24 protein-coding genes are annotated in these 24,343 nt (G+C 74.2%); 16 read left to right on the top strand and 8 right to left on the bottom strand.

Annotated elements, in window-relative coordinates; all coding sequences use genetic code 11:
- Window positions 1-19: 19 nt before the first annotated feature.
- The 5 genes from ABD976_RS08450 to ABD976_RS08430 all read left to right on the top strand — a co-directional run bounded on the left by ABD976_RS08450 (window position 20) and on the right by ABD976_RS08430 (window position 4,579).
- The gene (locus ABD976_RS08450; RefSeq protein WP_345359873.1) at window positions 20-895 is read left to right on the top strand and encodes a DUF4328 domain-containing protein; all 876 of its coding nucleotides are present in this window, start codon (window positions 20-22) and stop codon (window positions 893-895) included.
- 301 nt (window positions 896-1,196) lie between these two features.
- Window positions 1,197-1,985 (top strand): glycerophosphodiester phosphodiesterase, encoded by a 789-nt coding sequence (locus ABD976_RS08445; protein ID WP_345359870.1) that lies wholly within the window; start codon window positions 1,197-1,199, stop codon window positions 1,983-1,985.
- A gap of 53 nt (window positions 1,986-2,038) precedes the next feature.
- Window positions 2,039-2,980: a DUF5926 family protein gene (locus tag ABD976_RS08440; protein ID WP_345359867.1), complete on the top strand. Its 942-nt coding sequence runs from the start codon at window positions 2,039-2,041 to the stop codon at window positions 2,978-2,980.
- Between the two features lie 511 nt (window positions 2,981-3,491).
- Entirely contained in the window at window positions 3,492-4,070 is a 579-nt protein-coding gene (locus tag ABD976_RS08435; RefSeq protein WP_345359864.1) for a SigE family RNA polymerase sigma factor, read from the top strand.
- Window positions 4,070-4,579 (top strand): hypothetical protein, encoded by a 510-nt coding sequence (locus ABD976_RS08430; protein ID WP_345359862.1) that lies wholly within the window; start codon window positions 4,070-4,072, stop codon window positions 4,577-4,579. The genes ABD976_RS08435 and ABD976_RS08430 overlap by 1 nt, the downstream gene beginning before the upstream one ends.
- 4 nt (window positions 4,580-4,583) lie before the next feature.
- Here ABD976_RS08430 and ABD976_RS08425 read toward each other — a convergent pair whose 3' ends face one another.
- The 3 genes from ABD976_RS08425 to ABD976_RS08415 form a co-directional block, all read right to left on the bottom strand.
- Entirely contained in the window at window positions 4,584-5,144 is a 561-nt protein-coding gene (locus tag ABD976_RS08425; RefSeq protein WP_345359859.1) for a ferritin, read from the bottom strand.
- A gap of 460 nt (window positions 5,145-5,604) precedes the next feature.
- Window positions 5,605-6,801 carry an arginine deiminase gene (locus ABD976_RS08420; RefSeq protein ID WP_345359856.1) on the bottom strand — a complete coding sequence of 399 codons (1,197 nt, stop codon included), beginning with the start codon at window positions 6,799-6,801 and terminating at the stop codon, window positions 5,605-5,607.
- A gap of 114 nt (window positions 6,802-6,915) precedes the next feature.
- Window positions 6,916-7,728 (bottom strand): CPBP family intramembrane glutamic endopeptidase, encoded by an 813-nt coding sequence (locus ABD976_RS08415; protein ID WP_345359853.1) that lies wholly within the window; start codon window positions 7,726-7,728, stop codon window positions 6,916-6,918.
- A 103-nt stretch (window positions 7,729-7,831) separates the two neighbouring features.
- On the opposite strand from ABD976_RS08415, the gene ABD976_RS08410 reads away from it, so the two are divergent.
- A complete protein-coding gene (locus ABD976_RS08410) occupies window positions 7,832-8,185 on the top strand; it encodes a hypothetical protein (RefSeq protein ID WP_345359850.1) in 354 nt (117 codons plus the stop codon).
- Window positions 8,186-8,212: 27 nt separating this feature from the next.
- Here ABD976_RS08410 and ABD976_RS08405 read toward each other — a convergent pair whose 3' ends face one another.
- Window positions 8,213-9,772: a S1 family peptidase gene (locus ABD976_RS08405; RefSeq protein WP_345359847.1), complete on the bottom strand. Its 1,560-nt coding sequence runs from the start codon at window positions 9,770-9,772 to the stop codon at window positions 8,213-8,215.
- An 85-nt stretch (window positions 9,773-9,857) separates the two neighbouring features.
- Window positions 9,858-10,637 (bottom strand): DUF2470 domain-containing protein, encoded by a 780-nt coding sequence (locus ABD976_RS08400; RefSeq protein WP_345359844.1) that lies wholly within the window; start codon window positions 10,635-10,637, stop codon window positions 9,858-9,860.
- A 250-nt stretch (window positions 10,638-10,887) separates the two neighbouring features.
- Between ABD976_RS08400 and ABD976_RS08395 the strand changes: the two genes are divergently transcribed.
- The 8 genes from ABD976_RS08395 (at window position 10,888) to ABD976_RS08360 (ending at window position 21,055) form a co-directional block, all read left to right on the top strand.
- Window positions 10,888-11,748, top strand: a complete 861-nt coding sequence (locus tag ABD976_RS08395; RefSeq protein WP_345359841.1) for a hypothetical protein — start codon at window positions 10,888-10,890, stop codon at window positions 11,746-11,748.
- Window positions 11,745-12,950: a fumarylacetoacetate hydrolase family protein gene (locus ABD976_RS08390; protein WP_345359838.1), complete on the top strand. Its 1,206-nt coding sequence runs from the start codon at window positions 11,745-11,747 to the stop codon at window positions 12,948-12,950. Before ABD976_RS08395 ends, ABD976_RS08390 begins: the two co-directional genes overlap by 4 nt.
- A gap of 40 nt (window positions 12,951-12,990) precedes the next feature.
- Window positions 12,991-13,644 carry an IclR family transcriptional regulator gene (locus tag ABD976_RS08385; RefSeq protein ID WP_345360592.1) on the top strand — a complete coding sequence of 218 codons (654 nt, stop codon included), beginning with the start codon at window positions 12,991-12,993 and terminating at the stop codon, window positions 13,642-13,644.
- Window positions 13,645-14,120: 476 nt separating this feature from the next.
- Window positions 14,121-15,620, top strand: a complete 1,500-nt coding sequence (locus ABD976_RS08380; RefSeq protein ID WP_345359835.1) for a cytochrome ubiquinol oxidase subunit I — start codon at window positions 14,121-14,123, stop codon at window positions 15,618-15,620.
- A gap of 12 nt (window positions 15,621-15,632) precedes the next feature.
- A complete protein-coding gene (gene cydB, locus ABD976_RS08375) occupies window positions 15,633-16,643 on the top strand; it encodes a cytochrome d ubiquinol oxidase subunit II (protein ID WP_345359832.1) in 1,011 nt (336 codons plus the stop codon).
- Window positions 16,640-19,891: a thiol reductant ABC exporter subunit CydD gene (cydD, locus tag ABD976_RS08370; RefSeq protein WP_345359829.1), complete on the top strand. Its 3,252-nt coding sequence runs from the start codon at window positions 16,640-16,642 to the stop codon at window positions 19,889-19,891. The genes cydB and cydD overlap by 4 nt, the downstream gene beginning before the upstream one ends.
- A gap of 78 nt (window positions 19,892-19,969) precedes the next feature.
- Window positions 19,970-20,083 carry a lasso RiPP family leader peptide-containing protein gene (locus ABD976_RS08365; protein WP_345359826.1) on the top strand — a complete coding sequence of 38 codons (114 nt, stop codon included), beginning with the start codon at window positions 19,970-19,972 and terminating at the stop codon, window positions 20,081-20,083.
- A 156-nt stretch (window positions 20,084-20,239) separates the two neighbouring features.
- Entirely contained in the window at window positions 20,240-21,055 is an 816-nt protein-coding gene (locus ABD976_RS08360; RefSeq protein WP_345359823.1) for a nucleotidyltransferase domain-containing protein, read from the top strand.
- A gap of 113 nt (window positions 21,056-21,168) precedes the next feature.
- Here ABD976_RS08360 and ABD976_RS08355 read toward each other — a convergent pair whose 3' ends face one another.
- Entirely contained in the window at window positions 21,169-21,567 is a 399-nt protein-coding gene (locus ABD976_RS08355; protein WP_345359820.1) for a glutathione S-transferase family protein, read from the bottom strand.
- Between the two features lie 331 nt (window positions 21,568-21,898).
- Window positions 21,899-22,141 carry a hypothetical protein gene (locus tag ABD976_RS08350; RefSeq protein ID WP_345359817.1) on the bottom strand — a complete coding sequence of 81 codons (243 nt, stop codon included), beginning with the start codon at window positions 22,139-22,141 and terminating at the stop codon, window positions 21,899-21,901.
- 185 nt (window positions 22,142-22,326) lie between these two features.
- On the opposite strand from ABD976_RS08350, the gene ABD976_RS08345 reads away from it, so the two are divergent.
- Window positions 22,327-22,605: a DUF6518 family protein gene (locus ABD976_RS08345; protein WP_345359814.1), complete on the top strand. Its 279-nt coding sequence runs from the start codon at window positions 22,327-22,329 to the stop codon at window positions 22,603-22,605.
- A gap of 271 nt (window positions 22,606-22,876) precedes the next feature.
- On the opposite strand, the gene ABD976_RS08340 is transcribed toward ABD976_RS08345, so the two are convergent.
- Window positions 22,877-23,701, bottom strand: a complete 825-nt coding sequence (locus ABD976_RS08340) for an SDR family NAD(P)-dependent oxidoreductase (RefSeq protein WP_345359811.1) — start codon at window positions 23,699-23,701, stop codon at window positions 22,877-22,879.
- 82 nt (window positions 23,702-23,783) lie between these two features.
- Here ABD976_RS08340 and ABD976_RS08335 point away from each other — a divergent pair, with 82 nt between their 5' ends.
- A complete protein-coding gene (locus ABD976_RS08335) occupies window positions 23,784-24,203 on the top strand; it encodes a MarR family winged helix-turn-helix transcriptional regulator (RefSeq protein ID WP_345359808.1) in 420 nt (139 codons plus the stop codon).
- Window positions 24,204-24,343 lie beyond the last annotated feature (140 nt).

Raw genomic sequence — 24,343 nt, 5'->3', positions numbered from 1 at the left:
GCGGACCCGGGTGGAGTGGGTGGCCACGCCACCCGGCGACCCGCGTCCCGTCCGCCGCCCGGCCCGGCGCCCGCGCTACACCGGTCCGCCGTCGTACCCGGCGGTCCCCCGGTGGGGCTTCCCGCTGCTGGCCTGGCGCTGGCCGCTGGCGCTGCCGCTGCGCCCGCAGGCCGACGCCACGGTCCGCGCGGAGTCCTCCGGCGCCACCGCCGTGACCGCGCTGTGGATCACCACCGGGGTCGCCGGGCTCGCGGCGGTCGCCGAGGTGTGGCGCTACCTGCTGCTGCTGCGCAGCCGCGACGAGGCGCTGTCCCGGGTGGTGCTGACGGTCTCCGACGCCCTGGTCGGCACCACCGGCCTGCTCACCTGGCTGCTCGGCGCGGTGAGCGCGGTGATCGTGCTGGTCTGGGCGCTGCGCACCCGGGTGGCGGCCAACGAACGGGTCGGCGTCACCAGCGCCCGCCCGGACTGGCAGGTGGTCGTCGGCACCCTGGTGCCCGGCCTGAACCTCGTCGTGCCCGGAGCGGCGCTGGCCGAGCTGGAGCACACCGTGCTGGTCGGCGAGGGCGCCCGCGCCCCCGGCACCCGGCCGTCCCCGTCGCTGCTGGTCCGGTTCTGGTGGGCGGCGTGGGCGACGACCCTGCTGCTCGGCTGGCTGTCGTTCGCCTGGGCGTTCCGCACCAGCGTGCAGGCGATGGCCGACGGGGTGCTGCTGCACGCGGTGAACAACGCGGCGGTCGTGGTCCTCGCGCTGCTCACCCTCCGGTTGATCAAGGAGATCACCGCGCTGGTCGCCCCCGTCGACCCCACCGAGCTCCGCCGCCTCCGCGTCCTCGACGTCCACGGCGCCCCGCGCCCCACCAAGGCCCCCCGCCCCCAGGACACCCCCCGCTGACCCCCGCCGAGGTTTCCGAGCCCCTCGCGCAGGACTGCTTTCGCCGTTGATCTGCGTGGCCGGTGCCGGTGGCGGAACCTCAGCGGTCCCCTCGCTGCGGGATCCGCTCCTGATGTACCCGCTCCGTGCACGGCGTCCTCGCGAGGGGACCGCTGAGCGGCAACGTCCGAGCACGGGCGGGCGGTGCAGGCTGCGTGCCGCACCGCAATGCGGCTCCGCCGCATTCTCGAAGACCTCCCAGCGATCGAACGGGTGAGGGTGAGGTGAGCCGGTGGACGAGCGGGTTCCGCATAATGGCGGCGTGTCGACGCGGAGCCTCGAAGTCGTGGCGCACCGGGGGGCGTCGGCGGAGCGCGCCGAGCACACCCGGGGTGCCTACGAGCTGGCCTTGGAGCAGGGCGCCGACGGGCTGGAGTGCGACGTCCGGGTGACCCTCGACGGGCACCTGGTGTGCGTGCACGACCGCCGCATCGACCGCACCTCGGACGGTCGCGGGGTGGTGAGCCGCCGCACCGCGGAGTCGATGGCGGCGCTGGACTTCACCGGCTGGTTCCGCTCCTCGGCCGGGCTGGCCCCGCCGACGGGCCCGGAGGGCGTGCTGCGGCTGGAGGAGCTGCTCGGCCTGGTCCGCGACCACGGGCGCGCGGTGCGGCTGTTCATCGAGACCAAGCACCCGGTGCGCTACCGGGGACTGGTGGAGCGCGAGCTGGCGCGGTTGCTGCGCCGGTACGGCCTGGCCGCGCCGCCGGTCCGGGACGAGTCGGCGGTGCTGATGATGTCGTTCTCGGCCGCGGCGGTGCGCCGGTTCCGGGCCGAGGCCCCCGGGGTGCCGACCGTGCTGCTGTTCGAGCAGGCGCGCGGGGCGCTGCGCCGGGGCGTGCTGCCGCCGTGGGCCGATCTCGCCGGGCCGGGCATCCGGGTGGTGCGCCGCGATCCCGGGCTGGTGCCGCGGATCGCCGCGCACGGCCGGGACACCTACTGCTGGACGGTGGACGATCCGCGCGACGTGGCGCTGTGCCGCGACGCCGGGGTCCGGTTCGTGGCCACCGACGCGCCCGCCACCACCCGCTCCCACCTGTCCGGTTCCTGACCGGGTTTCGGTAGCGTCGGCGCTCCAGCAGCGCCGACGACGAGGAGACTTCCGTGGCCAAGCGAACTGCCCCCACCCGCGAGGACGGCGGGATCGGTCGGCGCCAGCCCTGCCCGTGCGGTTCCGGCAAGCGCTACAAGGCTTGCCACGGTGCCGCGGGAGGGGCGGCCGACGTCATCGTGACCCGGCCGTTCGAGGGGCTGGCGGCGGAGACGGAGCTCGTCGCGCTGCGGGAGTTCGTGCCGTCCGGCACCGCGCCGCTGCCGCTGCGCGACGGCGGGTCCCTCACCCTGGCCACGGTGCTGCCGATGGCCGCGGCGGCGCTGCGCCGCAACGACGACCGCGCGTTCGTCGGGCTCCAGGTGCAGACCAAGTCCGGTGACATCAGCCGCGACCTGGCGCGCGCGGTGGAGTGGGTGCGCACCGCCGAGACCGGCGCGTCGCTGCCGGTGGTCGGGCCGGAGACCGGCGGGGGCGAGCTGGTCCGGTTGCAGGACCTCGTGGATCCGGCGGCCGAGCTCGACGTCGAGGTGCACGAGGACTTCTCCTGGTGGATGCCCGACGACGTGGAGCCCACCGGCGACGTCGCCCTGTCGCTGGAGCGCGCCAACGCCGCGATCATGCCCACCTCCCGGCTGCGGGCCGAGGGCGTGACCTCGGCGTACTGGGTGGACGCCGGGGAGAAGGCGCACCTGCGCTGGGTGCGGCCGGAGCCGGAGGAGAAGCTGGTCGCGGCGCTGGCCCGGTTGAGCGCGCGGGGCGAGCTGGCGCTGGACGAGGACAGCCGGTACGCGGGTTCGTTCCGGGCGCACGGCCTGCTGGTGCCGGTGTGGGACCTGGACCGCGAGAAGCACGCCCGCGAGTGGGACGAACCGGCCGCCGCGCTCGGCCGCCGACTGGACGAGGCGCTGGCCTCGCTGGAGTCCGAGCCGCTGGACGCCGCCGAGCGCCGGGCCCGCGACGGCCTCCGGGGCCGCCAGGTCACCATCCGCTGACCGAGCGCCCACCGGCCCGCGGGCGGGACAAGCCCTGACTGGTGAGGGGCACCCTGTACTCCGTGACGTGGTACAGGGTGCCCCTCACTCAAGTTCCGGACGGGTGGTGCCCGGCGTTCGACCGCGCGGTTCACCCGAACGGGGATCAGGTGAGGGGCACCCTTGTCCCAGTAACTTGGGCAAGGGTGCCCCTCACTCAGGTTCCGAACGGGTGGCGGAGCCGCATGTGGTGCGGTCGTCAACTCGCACCGTTGAGGTCCCGCCAGCCGCACCGCCATGCAGGCCATCGGCGGAACGGTCCCCCGTCGGATGACGGTGCCCCTCACCTTGCGCGTACCACCCGTCCGGGTGCCGGTGGCGGTCGCGGTGACCGCCCGTGGTCCACTGGTGGCGGACGATCAACTGGAGACCACGTTGCCCTGAACGGGTGGTATCCGGGTTTCGCGGGCAACCGTGGGGACCGCGCTGACGTGCTCGGGTACGGCCGGTGGATGCGGAGGGGGTGGTGCGGATGACCGCGCAGCTTCCCGCTGCGCCCGCCGTTCCCGAAGCGACGGGCGCGTGGCGCGAGGGGGCGCGTCGAGGGGACATGGCGTCGGCGGAAGACGACTTCGCGGAATTCGTCCGGGTGGCCTTGCCCGGGCTGATGCGCTACGGCCACGCGCTGACCGGGAACCCGCACGACGCGGCCGACCTGGTCCAGACCGTGCTGGAGAAGGTGGGCGCGCGGTGGTCGAAGATCAACCGCAGCTGCGCCGATCCGATGGCGTACGTGCGCAAGGCGATGGCCAACACCCACGTCAGCCGCTGGCGGCGGACCCGGCGGGAGACGCTGCTCGCCGACTTCCCGGACATGCCCGCCGCGTCCCGCCACGACCGGCTGGAGGACGAGCCGGTGTGGGCGGCGCTGCGGGCGCTGCCGCCGCGGCAGCGCGCCGTGGTGGTGCTGCGGTACTACGAGGGCCTGTCCGAGGCCGAGATCGCCGAGAGCCTCGGGATCAGCGCCGGGACGGTCAAGAGCCAGGCCAGCAAGGCGCTGGCGGCACTGCGCAAGCGGCTCGGGCCGTTGGCGGAGGGAGGTGACGTGTGATGGACCTGGAGGACGAGCTCCGTCGCGTCCTGTCCGACGACGAGCGGCTCGACGTCCCGGTGCGGACCGGGGTCGAGTGGTCGCTGGTCGAGCGCGCACGTCGCCGCAGGCGGCGCCACCACGTCGCGGCGCTGACCGGGGGCGCGGTCGCCGCCGCGGCCCTGTTCGGCGGCGGTATCGCGCTGGTCGCGATGCCCGACCGGCCGGAGTACCGGCGGCCCGCGGTGCCGCACCCGGTGGTCACCTCCACCTCGGAGTCCGAACCGAAGACGACCCGGCCGCCGGTCGAGGAGCCGCCGCCGTTCGTCCCCGAGCCGCCGGACTGGGAGCCGCCCCGGCACACGCCGGTCACCACGACCACGGAGCCGGTGGTGCTGAGCGAGACGACCAGCGCCCCGCCGCCGACGTCCTCCTCGGTCCCGGAGTCGAGCGGCCAGGACGTCCCGTCGTCCCAGGACCAGCCGCCGACGACGCAGCCCAGCCAGCGCGACGACAAGCCCGCCGGCTGAGCGCTCAGAGCGCGCCGCCCGCGGCGGGCGGCGCGGTGGCGTCCTCGCCCGCGTCGCCGACCGACTCCCGGTACAGGTAGTTCTCCACGTCGAACAGGTTGCCGTTGGAGCGGTCGACCACGTTGAGCAGGGTCGACATCTGGGAGACCTCCTCGACCTGCTCCTTGAGGAACCACTGCACGAACTGCTCGCCGAGGTAGTCGTTCTCCTCGCGCGCGGTGCGGGCGAGGGCCTCGATCTCCCGGGTCACCTCCCGCTCCTGCTCCAGGGCGAGCGCGACCAGCTCGCGGGTGTCGCCGAAGTCGTTGCGGACCTGCTCGATCCCCGGGATGCGCGGGCTGACGTCGCGGTCCATCAGGTACTGGACGATCATCATCGCGTGGTTGCGCTCCTCCAGCGACTGCGCGTAGAAGTGCTTCGCCAGTCGGGGGAGGTCGTTGTTGTCGAACCACACCGCGAGCGCGATGTACTGCTGCGACGCGGCGAACTCGTTGGCCACCTGCTCCTGGAGGAGGCGGTGGAAACCGGATTCGTGCTGCTCGATCTTCTTCGCGCTGAATGCCATGTCCCCAAGCTACTCTGGAATGAGTCCAGTTTCATCCCAGGGTAACCTAAGAAGAATGCGGTGACCCTCATTTCGTAAAAGGAAGGCTCACCTCACCAAGGCAAACCGAACCTCACCGAGCCCACCCCCCGCGCCATGCCGCAACCGCAGGTCAGAGCCATGATCACCACTCTGGAGTTCCATTCCCCGGCGCGCCCGGGAATGATCTACGCGAATGCGCTTCGCGGAATGAGTCCCCCGTCACGGAACGCGCCGCGGAAAAAGATAACGCCATTCCGGTGCTCGCGCGCGGCGTGTCCCGCGCTTCCACCGGAACCGCACCGGCCCGACCGATCCGGCCCGACCCAACCGCGCACCGCTGCTCGATCGGGTGAACAACCGTAGGTGAGGGGCACCCTTGCCCAAGTAACTCGGACAAGGGTGCCCCTCACTCCGTCCCCGTTCGGGTGAGCGAGGTGGTTCAGAGGGCGTCGCGGTGGGTCGGGCAGGACATGCAGCGCGGCCCGCCCCGGCCGGTGCCCAGCTCGGAGCCGTCGATCCGCAGCACCTCGATCCCGGCCTCCTCCAGGCGGGCGTTGGTCTCCACGTTGCGCTCGTAGGCCACCACGACGCCCGGCGCCACCGCCAGCGTGTTGTTGCCGTCCTCCCACTGCTCCCGCTCGGCGGTCACCGGGTCCAGCCCGGTGTCGATCACCCGCAGCGCGTCGATCCCCATCGCCTCGGCGGCCGCGGTCAGGAACGGCTCCGGCCCGGCCACGTCGATCCCGCCGTCGTGCGGGCGCAGCACGTAGGCCTGCAACGAGTGCTGCACCGCCGGGTACATCACCACGGCGTCCCGGTCCACCATCGTGCAGACCGTGTCCAGGTGCATCGACGCCCGCGCCTGCGCGATCGGCACCGCGAGCACGGTGTGCGCCAGGTCGTCGGCGAACAGCGAGCGGGCGAAGGACTCCGCGCCCGCCGGGGTGGTCCGCTCGCCCACGCCGACGGCGACCACGCCCGGGTCCAGCAGCAGCACGTCACCGCCCTCGACCGGCGCCGAATGCGCCCCGTACGCGCGGCCGGCGTGCGCGAAGCGCGGGTGGTAGGCGTAGATCAGATCGGTGAGCGCGGCCTCCCGGCGTCGCGCGGGCAGCGCCAGCGAGCCGACCGCGACCCGTTCGCCGACCCAGATCGACGAGTCCCTGGTGAACAGCAGGTTCGGCAGCGGCTCGATCGCGAAGTCGTGCGGGTGGTGCATCCGCCGCACCAGCGAACGGCCGTCGCCCGCCGGGAGCTCCTCGAAGGTCATCCCGCCGATCAGGACCTCGGCCAGCGCGGCGTCGTCCCGCCCGGCGAGGTGCGAGGACAGCGCGTCGGCGATGTCGGTGCCCACCCGCAGCTCGTCGACCGCGGCCAGCACCGCCGCCGCGCGCGCCCGCTCGTCGGCCAGCGCCTCGGCCAGCAGGTCCCGCAGCAGCAGCACCTCCACGCCCCGCCCGCGCAGCACTTCGGCGAAGGCGTCGTGCTCCCGCTGCGCCCGGTCCACCCACGGGATCGCGTCGAACAGCAGCTGATCGCTGTTGCGCGGGGTGAGGCGCTTGAGCTCGGTGCCCGGCCGGTGCAGCACCACCGTGCGCAGCGGGCCTACTTCGCTTCGGACCTGCGGTTCGCTCACACCGCGCAGCCTAGCCGCCGACGCCCGCCATCACCCGTCCGTGACGGGTTCCCGACCGCGACCGGTTCAGTGCCCGACCGGATCAGGGCCCGACCGGTTCAGTGCCCGACCGGATCAGGGCAGCCAGCCGACCCTGCCGCGCAGCGCCGCGTACCCGACGAAGGCGACCACGTCGATCAGGGCGTGCCCGACGACCAGCGGCCACAGCCGGTTGGTGCGCTGCCACACCCGCCCGTACACCAGGCCCATCACCACGTTGCCGAGGAATCCGCCGAATCCCTGGTACAGGTGGTAGCCACCGCGCAGCACCGCGGCGAACCACAGCGACCGGTTCTCCGACCAGCCGAGCTGGCGCAGCCGCGTGATGAGGTAGGCGACGACGAGCACCTCCTCGGCGAAGGAGTTGCCGAACGCCGACAGCACCAGCACCGGCGCCCGCCACCACGCTTCGTCCAACGTGGACGGTTGCACGGTGAGGCTCAGCCCGAGCGTGTGCGCGGTCAGGTAGAAGGCGAGCCCGGGGACGCCGATCAGCGCGGCGAGCCCGGCGCCGCCCGCCGCGTCGCGCCACGGTCGCGACCGGTCCAGCCCGATCCGCCACAGCGCCATCCCGCCGCGCCACAGCAGCAGCGCGCCGAGCGCGCCCCACGCGCACAGCCGCAGCACGTTGGTGAGTTGCTGGAGCAGGTCGAGCATCCCGAGGTCGGCGCGCGAGACGTTGATCGCGGCGTTCTGGGCGGCCAGCGGTTCGGGCCGCAGCAGCGCGTCGATCAGCGACAGCAGGCTCTGCACCGCGGAGAGCCCGAGGGTCACGGTGAACACCACGAGCAGCTCGATGACGATCGCGCGGCGCTCGGCCGGGTCCACCACCGAGGGCGGTTCCGGGGGACGCGCCGGGACGAGCCAACTGCGCAGGGTGCCGCTCACGCGCGCCGAGACTACCGGTACCGGGAAATCCGGTGAGGATCCCGGCACAACGCGGCGGCCGGGCTGGGCGTCGACACCAGTGGTGGCGGTGGTGAGGAGCGGTGTGGACGGATTGCGGGTGTTGTTGTGGGGCGGGGCCGACGCCGACCACGCGGTGCGGGCGATGACCGCGCTGCGCCCGTTCCAGGTCCTCGACGGGCCGTTGGGCGCGGCCGACCTGGTGGGGCTGCGCGACGGCGTGCTGGTGGAGCTGCGCGGCGTGGGTCCGGCCGGGCTCGCGGTGCGGTTCCTCGACGCGGAAGCGGCGGGGCGCGCGTGGATCGCCGCGCACTCGTTCCTGTGGGTGATCACGCGGTGGGGCCGGGTGGAGGAGGCGGTGCTGTTCGGCGGCGGCGCGGAACCGCTGCGGTTCAGCGACGGTCGGTTCCGCCCGATGCCCCGGCCCGACCTGCGCTGAGGCGCCCGGGCCGGGGCTCGAATCCGGTCAGCGGTGCGTGGTGGCCCCGGTCAAGGCGCAGTCGGCGCGGGACAGGTCCACCCGCGAGCCCTCGGTCAGGCAGTCGGTGATCCGGTGGACCTGCTGGCCGTAGCTGCGGCCCCGCACCGCGGTCACGGTCCCGTCCCGATCGACCTCGCACGGGTTGCCCTCGGTGCACCGCTCGCCGGCGCGGTTGGAGGTGTTGTTGATGCCCACGACCGTGTTCCCGTCGGGGCTCAGCAGCGCCGCGCCGGAGTGGCCGGGCCTGCTGGCGCAGGTGTCGCCGGGGGCGTAGCGCACCGCGCCGTCCTGCTGGTACCCGGCTTCCCGCAGGTGCGGAACCACGGCTCCCACCGTGCACTCCGGACGGCTGCTCCGGATGCCCAGGAGGAACTCGTCCCCGGCGCGCATCGGGGCGGTGGACAACTCGAAGACCTTCGCGCCCTCCGCGGCGAGCTGGCCGTAGGTCTTGTCCAGCCGGTACAGCGCGATGTCGGTGCCGGTCATCGTCGCGTACTCCAGCCGGGTCGCGCGGGCGCTGGTCAGCGGATAACCGGCGGAGTCGTTGATGGTGACCGGGTTCGCCAGGTCGGAGGGCTGGTCCACCACCGCGGTTCCCGGCGCGGGACGCCCGCTCGGCAGGCAGTGGCCGTTGGTCAGCGCCAGCGCCGGGTCCTCGGGGCGCGCGGTGGCGGTGCGCACCACCGACCCGTGGCAGCTGCCCACCGTGGCCACGCCTTCGACGTTCGGGATCGGGCTGAGCGGGGGCACGTCGGTCCCGGACACGATGCCGCCGATCCAGTCGGCGTTCTTCGCGACGTCGGTGTACATGACGGGCAGGTCGGCGCCCCGGATGCCGGGGCCGATGACCGTTCCGGCCAGCGCCCAGCCGTCGCCCTCGCGGACCAGAGCAGGACCACCGGAGTCCATGTTGCCCGCCCCGACGGCAGGATCGGCCTGGCCGACGCACAACGGCAGGGTGTGCCCGTCGTCGTCGAAGCACCGGTCGAGCGGCACGATCTCGGTGTCGGCTTCGCGCAGCTCGCTGGGGTAGCAGGTGGGGTCGGTGTAGTCGCTGAAGCAGTCCGACGAGGTCGCGCCCCAGCCGAGGAGGCGCACGGGCGTGCCGACGGCGGGTGTGGTCCCGGCGAGCCGCACGGGTTCGGCCTGCACCGGCTCGCTCAGGTGCAGCAGCGCGATGTCCTCCCCGGCGGGGTTGTACGAGTTGTGGCGCCGGTAGAACCTGTCGACCTCGGCGAGTTCGCCACCGCTGGCGGCGTCCGGCGATCCGACCCGGACCTGCCAGCCGCGGGGGACGCCGGCCGTCGCGCCGGTCGGGGTGTTGGCGCAGTGGCCGGCGGTCACCACCCACTCCGGGTCGATGAGCACCGCCCCGCAGCGGTGCCCGTCCGGGCGGGGCGAGTCGTACTGCAACGAGGCCATGAACGGGTACGGCTGGGTGGACTCGGTGCCGCCGATGATGGCCGACGCGGGGGCCGCGCCCGCAATCGTCGTCACCAGCGTGAGCCCGGCCAGCAGCGCGGCGGATCGAGGACGGAATTTCATGCCCACGACCCTGGCCGGTCCCCGTCCGCGCGGCGCCATCGTCACGTCATGGGTCGGCAACGGCGAGCGCGACCCCCCGGGGGCGTCAGCCGGTGCGCTGCTGGGCGAGGAAGGGGCAGCCGACCAGGTGGCGGAGTTCCCGGCCGAGGTCGTCGGTGGTCATGGCGGGGCGGGAGAACGCCAGCCGCACGTCGTGGTCGCCGTCGCCGGACTCGACGCGCAGCCGCAGACCGCACTTGTCGAGCCCGAGGGGCCGGATGTGCCCGCCGCGCAGGTGTTCGGGCAGGTGCCGGGACAGCAGCCCGACGACGTCGCGGTGGGCCAGGTCGAGGTGCCGCAGCCAGCCGTCCTCCATCAGGCAGAACGGGTCGGGCGCGGCGGCGCGGAAGTCCTCGGCCACCACCGGGCCGGTGTCCTCGGCGTCGGCGAGCACCATCGAGGCCGCGTCCAGGCGCAGCAGGCTGGCGCCGTGGCCGACGTCGAGCAGCCGGCTGTCGGGGCGCTCCTCGGCGACGGCGAGCGCGTGCTCGCGCGCCTGCTCGGGCTCGACCGGCCGCAGCAGGCCGGTGAGCCACAGCAGGCCGCGCACCGGTTCGCGCAGCCGCACCGGCGTGGGGTCGGCGACCTCCAGCACGGCGGCGAGTTCGCGCTGCGGCGCGTGCCAGGTGGTGGCGACCAGGGGGTGCTCGTCGGCGAGCAGGACGGTGGCGGTGCCGTCGCGGTGCACGTGGTGCAGCAGGGGCACGATCCGCGCCGAGGTCTCTCCGGACGGCAGCAGCGCGGCGCGACCGCCGCGCCTGGCGATGCTCCTGGCACGTTCGGCGGGGCTCGGCGTGGCGGGCCGCCGGGTGGTCGTTTCGCCCACGGGATCACCTCCAACTTAGGTAAGCCTAACCTAGACCACTCGGCGAAGGAAAGTCGTCGTTCCGTCCTACCAGGTCATCAGGCGTGCCGGGAGGCACGGGAGGGTGAGTTCGCGGGCCCGGACCGGACCAATCCGGCGAAGCGGGGATGATGGGGGCGCCCGGCGGGTTCCGGTGCGGACCGCGTCCGTTTCGACGTCCGTTTTCCGGGCGCCTTTGTTCGCTGGGCGATGCGGCACTAGCGTGTCAGCCGTGTCAAGCGCTGTTGAGCTTCGCGCGCCTGGTCCGCGCGGCATCCCGCCCCTGTTCGCCCGACTGGTCGACGACGCCGCGCTGTTCCCACCGGGAACCGCGACCGTCCCGGAGGCGGTGAGCGCCCACCTCGACGCGCGCAGCGGCAAGTTCGCCGGTGTGCTGGGACCGATGCTGTGCCAGGCGTCCCGGCTCGCCGAGCTGATCACCGAACTGGCGAAGATCAAGCCCGCCGAACCCGTCCCGCTCTCGCTGGTCTGCGACAGCGGGCTCGGCGGCGTGCCGAAGTCGCTGTCCATCATCGAGGGGCGGCAGGAACTGCTCTCGCTGCGGATGGTCGAGATGCCCGCGCCGTCCGACGTCGACGACGTCTGGCTCGAACGGGTCTCGGAATTCGTGCCGGAGGACGTCATCCGCGTCGTCGAACCCCGCCGCGGCGGGGAGGGTTGGCTCGACGGGGTGCGCCGGGTCGCCGAGCACGGCTGCTGGCCCAAGCTGCGCGTCTCCGGGCCGACCACCGAATCCGTGCCGCCGGCCGAGGTGGTGAAGGACTTCCTCGTCGTGGCCAGCAGCCTCGACGTGCCGTTCAAGGCCACCACCGGCCTGCACACCGCGGTGCGCGCGGAACGCTCCGGCGTCGAGCACCACGGTTTCCTCAACCTGCTGGTGGCCACCGCGCGCTCGCTGTCCGGCACCGACGTGCGGGAGGCCCTGGTCACCACGGACGGCGCCGCGCTCGCCGAGGAGGCAGGGTCGTTGTCGACGGACGCGGCCAACGCGGTGCGGGACGTCTTCGCCTCCTACGGCGGCTGCTCGCTGACGGACCCCGTCGCGGACCTGGAAGGACTGGGACTGCTGTGAGCTGGATCGAGGACCCGGAGTTCGGCCCGGACCGGCCGTTCGGGCCGCAGACGCTGCCCTACGGGGTGCTGGTGACCGGTTCCGGTCCCGGCGTCGCGGTCCGGGTCGGTCGCCACGCCATCCCGCTGCGCGGCATCGCCGAGCACCTGGGTCCTCGACTCGCCGAACCCGTCGCCGCCGCCTCGCTCGACCCGCTGCTGGCGGCGGGCCGGGACGCCTGGCGGGAACTCCGGGAACGGCTCACCGAACTGGTCACCGCCGACCGCGCCCCGGCAGGCGCCACCCTGGTGCGCACCGACTGGCACACCGTGGCGATGCCGTTCACCGTCGCCGACTTCGTCGACTTCTACTCCTCCCGGCACCACGCCGAGAACGTCGGCCGGATCTTCCGGCGGGCCGCCGCGACGCTGCCGGAGAACTGGGCGCACCTGCCGGTGGCCTACCACGGCCGGGCGGGCACGGTGTGCGTCTCGGGCACCGACGTGCACCGGCCCAGCGGTCAGCGCCGCGCCGCGGGCGACGTCAACCCCGCGTTCGGGCCGACCCGGCGGCTGGACTTCGAGGCCGAGGTCGGGTTCGTCTGCGGCGGGACGCCCACCTCCCGGGTGCGCACCGCCGACTTCGCCGACCACGTCTTCGGGGTGGCGCTGGTCAACGACTGGTCGGCCCGCGACATCCAGCTCTGGGAGTCGCAGCCGCTCGGCCCGTTCCTGGCGAAGTCCTTCGCGACCTCGCTGTCGGGCTGGATCACCCCGCTGGAGGCGCTGGAGCACGCCCGGGTGAGCCCGCCGGAACCGGAGCACCCGCTGCACGACTACCTCGTCGAGGACCAGCCCTGGGGCCTGGACCTGCGGCTGGAGGTGCGCTGCAACGACACCCCCGTCGCCGGACCGCGGTTCGAGCACATGGCGTGGACGCCCGCGCAGCAGTTGGCGCACCTGACCGTCGGCGGCGCCACCGCCCGGCCCGGCGACCTGTTCGCCTCCGGCACCGTCTCCGGCCCCGAGCGCGAGCAGCGCGGCTGCCTGCTGGAGCTCACCTGGGGCGGGGCCGAGCCGATCACCCTGGAGGACGGCGAGCAGCGCACCTTCCTGCAGGACGGCGACCGGGTGTCGATCAGCGGCACCGCGCCCGGCCCGGACGGATCCGTGGTCGGGCTCGGCGAGGTGACCGGCACGGTCCTGGCCGCGGTGCGGAGGTGACGTGATGGCCCCGCCCACCCCGGAACCGATCCGCACCCCGATGGGCGGTCAGCGCGAGGTCCCGCAGCCCAAGGAGAGCTCGCTGACCCTCGAACGCGGCCTGAGCCTGCTCCAGGCCATCGCCGACGCCGACAGCGAGGCGCCCACCATCAGCGAGCTCGCCGCCGGGGTGGGGGTCAGCCGGGCGGCCGTGTACCGGCTGCTCGGGCCGTTGCAGCGCCGCGGGCTGGTGCGCCGCGAGGGCAGCAAGGTGCGCCTCGGGCTCGGCGTCCTGTGGCTGGCCGGGCAGGTGCTGCCGCAGCTGCGCGCCGCCGCGCTGCCCGCGCTGCGCGCGCTGGCCGAACGGGTCGGCGCCACCGTGCACCTCACCGTGGCCGACGGCGCCGAGGCGCAGGCCATCGCCGTGGTGGAACCGTCCTGGACCAGCTACCACGTGTCCTACCGGGTGGGCAGCAGGCACCCGGTGCAGCGCGGCGCGGCGGGCCGGGCGGTGGACCTGCCGCCGGGCGGCCCGCGCTGGCTCAGCAGCACCGGTGATCCGCAGCCGGGCGCCTGCGCCATCGCCGCCCCGGTCCGCGGCGTCCCCGGCCTGCGCGCCAGCGTCGGCGTGGTCGCGCTGCAACCGCTCAAGTCCGACGAGATCGGCCCCCTGGTCGTGGAAGCGGCCGAGGCGGTAGCGAAAACCCTCCGCTGACAAGGACCGCTTTCGCCAATGGCCTGCGTGGCGGTGCGGGTGGCGGAACCTCAGCGGCCTTCTCGCTCCGGGAGCCGTTCCTGATGTACCAACGACGTACACGGCGTCACGGCTGTCCTCGCGAGAAGACCGCTGAGAACCCGCGGCGGTGCAAGTTGCGTGCCTCACCGCATGCGGCTCCGCCGCATTGTGAAAGGACTCCTCACTCGGTCAAGGGTGCCCCTCACTCCGCACCCGATCGGGTGGTTCGCGCGCCGGGACGGGCGCCGTGCGGGTTCCGGTGCGCGCGGCCGGGTTCCGCGTTGACCAGTGGCGATGCTGGAAGGCCTTCCGCCGTCGGCGTGCGGGTGCTACAACGGGAGGACGCGTGCGGCGCCCGGCGGGACCTTGGTCCCGCTGATCTCAGGCCCCTGGTCCGGTGACATCGGGACGCCCGCCCCTGCGGGGCGGTCCCCGCCCGGACGCAGGGTGGACCCGTGGAATTGCTCGACATCGCACGGTGGCAGTTCGGGATCACGACCGTCTACCACTTCCTGATGGTGCCGCTGACCATCGGGCTCGGCGTGCTGGTCGCCGGGATGCAGACCGCGTGGTACCGGACGGGCAACCCGCGCTACCTGAAGATGACCAAGTTCTGGGGCAAGTTGATGCTGATCAACTTCGCCATGGGCGTGGTCACCGGGATCGTGCAGGAGTTCCAGTTCGGCATGTCGTGGAGCGCGTACTCGCGCTTCGTCGGCGACGTGTTCGGCGCGCCGCTGGCGATGGAGGGCCTGGTCGCGTTCTTCGTCGAGTCGACCTTCCTCGGCCTGTGGATCTTCGGCTGGGACCGGCTGTCCAAGGGCGTCCACCTGGCCTGCGTGTGGGCGTTCTCGCTGGCCACGGTCGCCTCGGCGTACTTCATCCTGGCCGCGAACTCGTGGATGCAGCACCCGGTGGGCGTCGAGGTGGTCGACGGGACGCCCCGGCTGAACTCGATCTGGGCGGTGCTGACCAACAACACGCTGCTGGCGGCGTTCCCGCACACCATCTTCGGCTGCTTCGCGGTGGCCGGGGCGTTCCTGGTCGGCATCGCGGCCTGGCAGCTCGCCAAGAACCACCGCGGTTCCTCGCCGGAGGACGAGGACCGCAAGGTCTGGCACGGGTCGATCCGGCTCGGCGCCTGGGTCGGCGTGGTGGCCTTCGCCGGGCTGGCGATCTCCGGTGACTTCCAGGCCAAGCTGATGTTCCAGCAGCAGCCGATGAAGATGGCCTCCGCCGAGGCGCTGTGCCACTCCGAGGCCCCGGCGGGCTTCTCGGTGTTCGCCGTCGGCGACGTCAGCCGTCCCGACTGCGAGAGCGTCAAGAGCGTCACGGTGCCCTACGTGCTGTCCGCGCTGGCCAACGGCGACCTGCACAGCGAGGTCAAGGGCGTCCAGGAGCTGCTGCCGGAGTACCAGGAGCGCTTCGGCACCCACTACCCGGACGACCCGAAGCTGGGTTCGCTGGCCGGGCAGCCGGTCGACTACGTGCCGAACCTGCCCGCGACCTACTGGGGCTTCCGGTTCATGATCGGCTTCGGCGCGGTGGCGGCGCTCGGCGCGGTGGCGGTGCTGTGGCTGACCCGGCGCGGCCGGTTCCCGAAGGGCCGGTACTGGGCGCCGCTGGCCATCGCCAGCATCGCCACCCCGTTCCTGGGCAACGCGTTCGGGTGGATCTTCACCGAGCTCGGCCGCCAGCCGTTCGTGGTGGCGCCCAACCCCGATCCGTCCGGCATCGACGGGGTGTGGATGTACACCGCCAGCGCGGTGTCCTCCGGGGTCACCGCCGGCGAGATGCTGACCTCGGTGATCGCCCTGACCGCGCTCTACGGCGTGCTGGCCGTCGTCGAGATCTGGCTGATCGCGAAGTTCGTGCGCGGCGGCATCGAGGGCGTGATGCCGCCGAAGCCGAAGGACCGCGATCCGGACGACGAATCCCTGTCCTTCGCCTACTGACGAGGAGCCGAGGTGGATCTGCCGACTCTGTGGTTCTGCGCGATCGCCCTGCTGTGGTTGGGCTACCTCTTCCTGGAGGGCTTCGACTTCGGCGTCGGGATGCTCGGCCCGGTCCTGGCCCGCAAGGAGTCCGAGCGCCGGGTGCTGATCAACACGATCGGCCCGGTGTGGGACGGCAACGAGGTGTGGCTGATCGTGGCGGGCGGCGCGATGTTCGCCGCCTTCCCCGGCTGGTACGCGTCCCTGCTCAGCACCGCCTACCTGCCGTTCCTGGTGCTGCTGCTGGTGCTGATCGGGCGCGGCGTGGCCTTCGAGTACCGGGGCAAGCACGACTCCGCGCGGTGGCGCCGCAGTTGGGACGCGGTGATCGTGATCGCCTCGTGGACCGCGCCGTTCGTCGTCGGGCTGGTGCTGTCGGCCAACGTGTTCGGGCTGCCGCTGGACGCCGGCGGCGACCGGGTCGGCGGCTGGTGGCAGATCTTCACCGTGCCCAGCGTGCTCGGCGGGCTGGCCGTGCTCGGGTTCTCGCTGCTGCACGGCGCGGTGTTCCTCGCGCTCAAGACGGAGGGCGGGATCCGCGAGCGGGCGCACCGCTTCGCCGTCCGCTACGGCCTGGTGCTGCTGGCGCCGGTGGTCGCGCTGGTGCTGCTCGCCCAGCTCACCGAGGGGCACGCCTGGACCTGGGTGCCGCTGGCGCTGGTGCTGGTCGCCGGGCCGGCCGCGCTGGCCCGGATGGCGGCCTGGCGCGAGGGCCAGGCGTTCGCGTTGCAGGGCGTGGCGCTGGCCGCCGCCGTGGTGACGCTGTTCGGCGCGCTGTGGCCGAACGTCATCCCGTCCACACTCGACCCGGCGTGGTCGCTGTCCATCGCGGGCACCGCCTCCAGCCCCTACACCCTCACCGTCATCACCTGGGTCGCCGCGTTCGGGATGCCCGCGGTGCTGGTCTACCAGGGCTGGACCTACTGGGTGTTCCGCAAGCGCATCGGGACCCGGCACATCCCGCCGGTGCACACGCCCGCATGAACCCGCTCGGCGCGCTCCCGAAGCTGTCCCGCTCCGCCCGCCGGGCGCTGCTGCTGGCCGGCGGGCTGGCGGTGCTCAACGCGGTCGCCCTGATCGTGCAGGCGTGGGCGCTGGCGCACGGCCTGGCCGAGGTGGTCACCGCGGGCGCCGACCCGGACCGCATCGCCGACCACGTCGGCTGGCTGGCCGGTGCGGTGCTGGCCCGCGCGGTGCTCGGCTGGGCGACGGAGTCGGTGTCGGCCCGCGCGGCGGCCGGGGCGAAGGAGGAGCTGCGCGCCCTGCTGCTGGACGCGTCGCTGCGCCGGGGGCCGGAGTGGATCCGCGGCCGGGGCCCGGCGGAGCTCACCGCGCTGGCCACCAAGGGCCTGGACGCGCTGGACGCCTACTTCACCAAGTACCTGCCCGCGCTGGTCACGGCCGCGGTGGTGCCGCTGCTGGTGGGCGGCTGGATCCTGCTGTCGGACTGGCTCTCGGCGCTGCTGGTGCTCATCACGGTGCCGCTGATCCCGCTGTTCGCGTGGCTGGTCGGCAAGTTCACCGAGCAGCGCACCGCGCGCGCCGCCGACGCCGTGCAGCGGTTGTCCGGGCAGCTGCTGGAGCTGATCCGGGCGCAGCCGGTGCTCACCGCGTTCGGCCGGGCGGCGGCGCAGGGCCGGGTGGTGCGCCGGGCGGGTGCGGCGCACCGGCGGACCACCATGGGCACGCTGCGGATCGCCTTCCTGTCCGCGCTGGTGCTGGAGCTGGCGGCCTCGCTGTCGGTGGCGCTGATCGCGGTGAGCATCGGGGTGCGGCTGGTCGGCGGCGAGCTCGACCTGGCCACCGGGCTGCTGGTGCTGGTGCTGGCCCCCGAGTGCTACCTGCCGCTGCGCTCGGCCGGGGCGGCGCACCACGCCAGCGAGGACGGCGTGGAGGCGGTCCGCCGGGTGGACGAGGTGGTCGACCGCGCCCCGGCGACCTCGGGGACCCGCGCGGTGCCCGCGGACTCGGTGCTGCGGGTGTCCGGACTGCGGGTGCGCAGGCGCGGCGGGTTCGCCCCGGACGGGCTGAGCTTCACCGCGCGCCCCGGCGAGGTCCTCCGGCTGGACGGCTTCGACGGGATCGGGCCGAGCGGCAGCGGCAAGTCCACCGCCCTGTCGGTGCTGCTCGGGTTCACCGCCCCGGACGGCGGTGCGGTCACCTGCGGCGGCGTGGACGTCGCCGAGCTCGACCCGGCGCGGTGGCGGCGACGGCTGGCCTGGGTGCCGCAGCAACCGACGTTCAGCGGCGGCACCGTCGCCGACGAGCTGCTGCTCGCCGTCGCCGACCAGCCCGAGGGCACCGCGCGGTGGCGGGACGCGGCGCTCGCCGACGCCGCCGCCGGGCACCTGCGGGACCGCCGGGTGGACGAGCTGTCGACGGGGGAGCGGCAGCGCGTCGCGGTGGCCCGGGCGCTGCTGCGGCTGCGCGGCGACGCCACGATCCTGCTGCTCGACGAGCCCACCGCCCACCTCGACGGCGCCACCGGGCGGCGGATCGGCGAGGCGATCGACCGCGCCGCCGCCTCCGGCGCCACCGTCGTGCTGGCCAGCCACCGGGGCGCGGGCGCCGGGGACCGGCCGGAGCGGACCGCGGCCGAACCCCCCGCCGCCGCCCCGGAACTGCCCGCGGTGCGGGGTCGGCTGCGCGAGCTGATCACCCGGCGCACCGCGTGGGGCGTGCTGCTCGGCGCGCTGTCGCTGCTGTTCGGGATCGCGCTCACGGCCACCGCGGCGTGGCTGATCGCCCGCGCCTCGCAGCAGCCGCCGATCCTGTCGCTGTCGGTGGCCGCGGTCGGGGTGCGCACCTTCGCGCTGTCCCGCGCCCTGCTGCGCTACCTGGAGCGGCTGGTCACCCACGACGCGGCGTTCCGGCTCTCCGGCGGGCTGCGGGAGCGGCTGTGGGACGCGCTGGTGCGGCTCGGCCCGGTGCGCGCCGCGGGTCTGCGCCGGGGCGACGGGCTGAGCCGGCTCGTCGACGACGTGGACGAGGTGCGCGACCTGGTGCCCCGGGTGCTGGTGCCGCCGCTGGTCGCGGTCGTCGTGGTGCTGGCCTCGGTGGTGCTGCTCGCGGTGGTGCTGCCCGCGGCCGGGCTGGTGGCCGCGGTGGCGCTGGGCGCGGCGCTGGTGCTGGCCCCGCTGGTCGCGGTGGCCGCCGAGCGGCGCGCGAGCAGCGCGGTCGCCGCGGGCAGGCGCCGGGTCGCCGAGCGGGTGCTGGCGCTGCTCGACGGGGCCGCCGAGCTGCTGGCCTTCGGCGCGCACCGCGCCCGCCGGGACGATCTCGCCGAACAGGACCGGTTGCTGGCCGCGCGGGCCAGGCGGGCGGCGTTCGGCGCCGGGGCGGCCACGGCGGTGAGCACGCTGCTGGTCGGCGTCGCGGTCGTCGGCGGCGTGGTGCTGGGCTCGCTGGCGGTGTCGCAGGGGAGGTTGGCGCCGGAGCTGGCGCCGCTGCTCGCGCTGGTCCCGCTGGCCACCGCCGAGGCGATCGGGCTGCTGCCCCCGGCCGCCCAGCAGTGGCGGTCGCTGCGCGCCGCGCACGACCGGGTGGCCCCGCTGCTGGCGGTCCCGGAGCGTCCCGCGCCGCGCCCGGAGACCGGTCCCGAGCTGGTGCTGGACCGGGTCACCGCGCGCTGGCCGGGCTCGGCGGTACCGGCGCTGCACGAGGTGTCCGCGCAGGTCCCGGCGGGTCTGCACGTCGCGGTCGTCGGCCCGTCCGGCAGCGGCAAGTCCACCCTGGTCGCGGTGCTGCTCGGGTTGCTGCCCGCCGAATCCGGGACGGTGCGGCTGCCCGGCCGGGTCGCCTGGTGCCCGCAGGAACCGCAGCTGGTGTCCACCACGGTCCGGGAGAACCTGCGGCTGGCCGACCCGCACGCCGACGACGCCGCCCTCGCCGAGGCGCTGCGGCTGGCCGGGCTGCCCGGCTGGTCGGACCGCCTGGACGTCGTGGTCGGCGCCGGGGGAGCGGCGGTCTCGGGCGGGGAGGCGCAGCGGCTCGCGCTGGCCCGCGCGCTGCTGCTGCCCGACGCCCCGGTGCTGGTCCTCGACGAGCCGACCGCCCACCTCGACGTCCCGACGGCCGAGGCGCTGCTGGACCGGCTGCGCGCGGAACTGCCGGACCGCACCGTGGTCCACGTGACCCACCGGCCCGCGGAGGCCCGGCACGCCGACCGGGTGCTGCGCGTCGAGCGCGGCCTGCTCACCGATCGGGCGGAACTCGGTGCGGGAACCGGGTGAGCGGCGTTGCACCGCCGCCGTCGGCCGCTGATGCTGCGATCAGCGGCGATCCGGCCGCGCACTGGTGAGGAGGTCGGGATGGACGGGCACGACTACATCGCACCGGAACTCGTCGAGGTCGGCGGCTTCGGCACCGACACGCTGGGCGGCGGGGGCAACCGCGTCTACGACTACCAGGGGTTCTTCTCCTGACCGCCCGACCGGGTGACCGCGACCGGTTCCCGGGCAGGTGCGGGGCACCTTCATCCGACACAGCCGGATGGAGGTGCCCCGCACTCAGGTGTCGAACGGGTGAGGACCGGGGTGCCGGGTCCGGGAGGATGGGCGCCCCCGGACCCGAGGAGGACCATGAACCGCGCCCCCGCGCTCGCCGCGCGCATCGACCGGCTCGCCGAGGTCGCCGCGGCCGAACCCCGGCTGGACGGGGTGGTGCTGTACGGGTCGTGGACCCTCGGTGAGGCCGACGAGCACTCCGACGTCGAGGCCTACGTCTTCGTCCGGGACGAGCACGCCGCGGACTTCGACGGCGACGCGTTCCTCGCCCGGGTCGCGCCGCTGGCGCTGGCCTGCACCAACTCCTTCGGCGTGCGCGCGGTGGTCTTCGACGACCTGATGCGCGGCGAGTTCCACTTCGGACCGGCGGGGCCGGGCATCGCGGCGATGGCGGGCTGGCGCGGCCTGGTCCACTTCCCCGAGCCGGAGCGGGCGGTGCTGCTGGACCGCAGCGGTCGGCTCACCGAGCAGGTCGCGCGGCTGGCCGAGTTCGTGCCGCCGGAACCGGGCAGCACTGCCCGGCAGCGCGTCGACGAGCTCACCAACTGGACGCTGCTGCTGGCCCACCTCCTCGACCGCGGCGAGACCGCCCGCGCGCACGCGGCCCTGACCACGCTGGTCGCGCCGCACCAGTTGCAGCTCTGCCGCCTGCTCCGGGGCAGCACCCGGCACTGGCTCACGCCCTCGCGGGCCCTGGAGGCCGACCTGCCCGCCGCCGACCAGGTCCGCTACACGACCACCACCGCCGCGGCCGAACCGGACGCGATCCGCGCGGCGGCGCGGGAGAGCTGGCGCTGGAGCCGGGAACTCGCGGGCGAAGCCGAGCAGCGCTGGGGCGTGGCCGTCCCGCACGAGCTGCACGCCCGGATCACCCACCGCCTCGACCCCTGACCAGCCCGCGTCACCCGTCCGGGAGCTGAGTGAGGGGCACCCTTGCCCAAGTAACTGCGACAAGGGTGCCCCTCACTCACGTCCCTTCCGGGTGAACGCGCGAGTTCCCGGGGTCATCGGTCGGGTAGCCGTCGCCACCACCACGGTGCGGTGATCCCGCCGGGCCAGATGAGCGGGCGGGGATCGCGGTAGGTGCGCCTGCGGAACTCCTCGTCGAGGGGAGCCAGCGCCCGGCGCAGCTCCGCCCGGGACCGGGGTGGCAGCAGCGACCGCGCTGCTTCCAGCTCGTCGCGCACGGCGGCGACACCGCAGTACGGGTCCGCGAGGGAGGCGGCGATCCGGTCGCCGGACCGCACGAGCCGCCGGTACCGGCCGAGCGGGTGGGCGACGTGGAGCAGCCACCACTGCCTGCGGGCCACGACCGGGTCGATCGCGGACCGGGGGCCGCGGCCCGCACCGGGGAGGTGGCATCCCCGCCGGATGAGCCCGACGCGGTGGCGGTCGGCCCGCACCGCGCCCGGTCGCCTACGCGGCAACGTCCTTTCGGATCGAGGTCATGCCACCACTCTGCCACGGTGGTCGACCGGCGGTGAGCTGCGTCCGGAGCTCACCTCGGAGGGGTGGTGGCGCGGTGAGCCTCGGAGGTGCCTCCGCCGAGGGTCGGGTGCGGGTGCAGCAGGTTTCGTGCGGCGGGAAGGGCGCTGCCCCCTCCCCCGGGCGCCGGAACGCGAGGGGCGAGGGGGCCGGTGCCGAGGCCCCGCTGGATTCGCGGACGCGATCAACGGCTCCGCGCGGAGCACGTCGGCGGGTGACCGGACCCGAAGCCGGTCACCGGTTCCGTCCTCAGGCCTTGACCATGACCTCGAGGTTCCACTTGCCGTCCTTGTCCCAGTCGAAGCAGCCGCCGCCGTGGACCCGGTGGTCGTGGTTGATCGCCGTGTCCAAGCGCTGCTGGCACTGCTCATGGGTGAGACCGGTGGCCCAGACCTCGTTGCGGTACTCGGCGGCGAGCGCGGTTCCGGCGCCCAGCACGGACATTCCGGCGGCGGTCAGCACCAGGGTGGTGGCGAACTTCTTGATGCGCATGGGTGTTCCTCCAGAACTCGCGGTCGTGCAGGACGTCGGTCGTCGTTGCCTCCGGCGGGCGGTCGATCGCCCGCCGCGTCCTTCGCCGTGGGAGACGTGCCGGTCCGGTTCGGGTTGCGCGGCGGGTTCGCCTCTGTCCGAACGGGAAACCGGTCTGCCCGGAGGGGAGCGGGGACGTCGGTCCGGTGGCGAGGTCGTCGACGCGCATCGAACTCCGGCAGCCGGGCGCCGGGGCGTGGTGGTCGCCGGAATCGGCGTCGGGCGAGACGCGCTACGGGCTCACCGTCCTCGGGGACACCACCGACCCGACCTGCTGCGGCCTGGTCGGGCCGACGCTGCTGGTCGGCATGATCGCCCGCCGCATCCGGGGCGCGGTGCCCCTCGCCGTGGCGGTCGCGGGAGCCGCGGCCATCGCCACGGCGTTCGTCTTCGCGTACTGCGGGCTCGGGTACGTGCGGCTCTGATGGCGAGGACCCGCTGAGGCGGTGCGGCCGGGCGCCGAGCAGCGGTCCAGCGGTTCGGGGCGACCGCGGTGCCGTCCAGCGCCGGAGCACCACTCGTCGTCCCACCGGCGCCCCGTACGCCTCTGACTCCGCCCCGGCACCGCCGGAACCCTCGCCACTCGGAAGGGTGGTGAGTGAGGGGCACCCTGTACCGAGTAACCGGGTACAGGGTGCCCCTCACCTGGTCACGATCACCCGGTCGGGACGGGCCGTGAGCTGCGCCGGTGGTGCATCAGGCGAGGTCGACGACCTCGTGCAGGCGCATTCGGCGGTTGAACGCACCGGCCACCCGCGCGACGACGGTGCGCGGCAGCACGCGCGCGGGCCAGGTGAGGGCCCGGTTCACGGCACGGGTGACGGCACGGCCCGGGTAGGACACCGCGCGCCGCCGGGCGTAGTCGTCCAGGGTCCGGGCCGCGACGGTGGCCGGAGTGTCCGCCACCGGGTTGATCGTGGCGGAGGTGCCGTCGAAGAAGCCGGTCGCGATCGGGCCGGGATGCGCGGCCATGACGTGCACCCCGGTGCCGCGCAGTTCCTCGGCCAGCGCCTCGGTGAAGGAGAGCACGAACGCCTTGGTCGCGGCGTAGCTGGCCTGGTAGGGCATGGGTTGGAAGGCCGCGGTGGAGGACACGTTGATGATGCCGCCGCGACCGCGGCTGACCAGTTCGGCGCCGATCGCGTGGGTCAGCGCGATCAGGCCGTCGACGTTGAGCGCGACCGAACGCAGCTGCGGTTCGAGCGGACGGCCGAGGAACGGGCCCGCGCTGCCCGTACCGGCGTTGTTGAGCAGCAGGTCGACGGACAGGTCGCGGTCGCGCAGCTCCCGCAGGACCCGCTCCGGGCCGTCCGGCGCGGCGAGGTCGGCGACGATCACCTCGGCGTCCGGCCCGCCGTGCTGTTCCCGGATGTGCGCGGCGAGCTCCCGCAGGTCGCCCTCCGAGCGGGCCAGCAGGATCACCCGCGCTCCCCGACGGGCCAGCTCCAGCGCGTACGCCCGTCCCAGCCCCTTCGACGCGCCGGTGACGAGTGCGGTGACACCGCGATAGCCCTCTCCCACGTCAACCTCCTGTTGATTCGAGTCTCGAAGCATCGACGCCAGCATAGTACTTCGACACTCGAATCAACGGTAGGATGACGGCATGACCGCGCCCGATCTCCACGCGGCGCTCGCCGCGACCTACGACGTCTGGATGCGGACCGTCGATCAGACCGGGTCGGCACTGGCCGGGCACCGCCTGACCCCGGCGACGTTCCAGGCGCTGTGGGTGATCGACCCGGCCGAGCCGCCACCCTCGATGAAGGCGATGGCCGAGCGCCTGTACTGCAACGCCCCGAACCTGACCTTCATGACCAACCAGCTCGTCGACCGCGGCCTGGTGGAGCGCGCCGTGGACCCGGCCGACCGCCGGTCCCGAGTGCTGGTCCTGACCGCCAAAGGCCGCCGGGTCCGCGACGAGGTGGTCCGGGACGCCCTCCGGAGCACCCCGCTGGCGGTGCTGACCGACGCCGAACTGCGGCAGCTCACCACCCTGCTCGACCGAGCCCTCCACCCCGGCTGACCGGGCACGACACGCAGGCGCGCGCCGTCCCCCTCGCGATCCGGCCGGGCGGGGTGGTTCTCCGGCATCCCGCAATCGCGTCGGCGCGCAACGCGCCCGGTGCGCTGCGGGGCATCGCCTCGACCACGGCCTCCGCATCG

It is taken from the genome of Saccharopolyspora cebuensis (genome assembly GCF_039542665.1).
Classification (GTDB): Bacteria; Actinomycetota; Actinomycetes; order Mycobacteriales; family Pseudonocardiaceae; genus Saccharopolyspora; species Saccharopolyspora cebuensis.
This window is presented reverse-complemented; position numbering and strand designations above follow the sequence as displayed.

What these genes read in the sequence shown, in the direction of transcription:
- cydD (WP_345359829.1), top strand. Translation starts at nt 16,640, where the DNA reads ATGAACCCGCTCGGCGCGCTCCCGAAGCTGTCCCGCTCCGCCCGCCGG.
- ABD976_RS08360 (WP_345359823.1), top strand. Translation starts at nt 20,240, where the DNA reads ATGAACCGCGCCCCCGCGCTCGCCGCGCGCATCGACCGGCTCGCCGAG.
- ABD976_RS08350 (WP_345359817.1), bottom strand. Translation starts at nt 22,141, where the DNA reads ATGCGCATCAAGAAGTTCGCCACCACCCTGGTGCTGACCGCCGCCGGA.
- ABD976_RS08365 (WP_345359826.1), top strand. Translation starts at nt 19,970, where the DNA reads ATGGACGGGCACGACTACATCGCACCGGAACTCGTCGAGGTCGGCGGC.
- ABD976_RS08385 (WP_345360592.1), top strand. Translation starts at nt 12,991, where the DNA reads ATGGGCGGTCAGCGCGAGGTCCCGCAGCCCAAGGAGAGCTCGCTGACC.
- ABD976_RS08425 (WP_345359859.1), bottom strand. Translation starts at nt 5,144, where the DNA reads ATGGCATTCAGCGCGAAGAAGATCGAGCAGCACGAATCCGGTTTCCAC.
- ABD976_RS08335 (WP_345359808.1), top strand. Translation starts at nt 23,784, where the DNA reads ATGACCGCGCCCGATCTCCACGCGGCGCTCGCCGCGACCTACGACGTC.
- ABD976_RS08405 (WP_345359847.1), bottom strand. Translation starts at nt 9,772, where the DNA reads ATGAAATTCCGTCCTCGATCCGCCGCGCTGCTGGCCGGGCTCACGCTG.
- ABD976_RS08435 (WP_345359864.1), top strand. Translation starts at nt 3,492, where the DNA reads ATGACCGCGCAGCTTCCCGCTGCGCCCGCCGTTCCCGAAGCGACGGGC.
- ABD976_RS08430 (WP_345359862.1), top strand. Translation starts at nt 4,070, where the DNA reads ATGGACCTGGAGGACGAGCTCCGTCGCGTCCTGTCCGACGACGAGCGG.